Raw genomic sequence first — 533 nt, 5'->3', positions numbered from 1 at the left:
GACCCAGACCAGGAAGAGCAGGAAGCCGACAAAACCGGCCATGCCGATAGCGCCCCCATCGGGGGAGGTCTCAAATACTCCCGCGAGGGAAACGAGCAGCAGCACGGACGTGACGGCAGCCAGCCAGCCCAACCACCGCGGTAGCGCCCGGGTGGTCAGGATGGCTACCGCCGCCCCGAGGAACATTGCGACACCGGCGGGCACAATGGCGCCGCCCACCCATTCGTTGAGGACGGCGAGGGCGGAAAGCACCGCCGGGTCGGGCTGACCACCGGAGGCATACTGGATGAGCGCCATGTACAGGCCCCCTGAAACCAGCATGAGCGCCACCAAGGCAACACCGGCTACGAGGACCAGCGCGGCGAACATCCCGGCAGGGCCCTCCCATCGGCGCAGCCTGCCCCAAAGGCCGGCCAGGAAGACCAGGAAGGCGATGTTGGCGAGAAATCCCAGCAACAGCGAAATCTGGTGGGCGGTGCGGTCCCCTGCAAGCTGGGCCTCGATGTCCTCCGCCGGGCTGTTGGTACCTGGCA

The 533-nt window shown here is 67.2% G+C and carries 1 protein-coding gene; it reads right to left on the bottom strand.

The features are described 5' to 3' along the window. The coding region (locus AC5RT3_RS20645; RefSeq protein ID WP_494125114.1) for a hypothetical protein at positions 1 to 533 on the bottom strand (533 nt) is incomplete at both ends.

Source organism: Arthrobacter sp. Y3221159, assembly GCF_059089885.1.
This window is presented reverse-complemented; position numbering and strand designations above follow the sequence as displayed.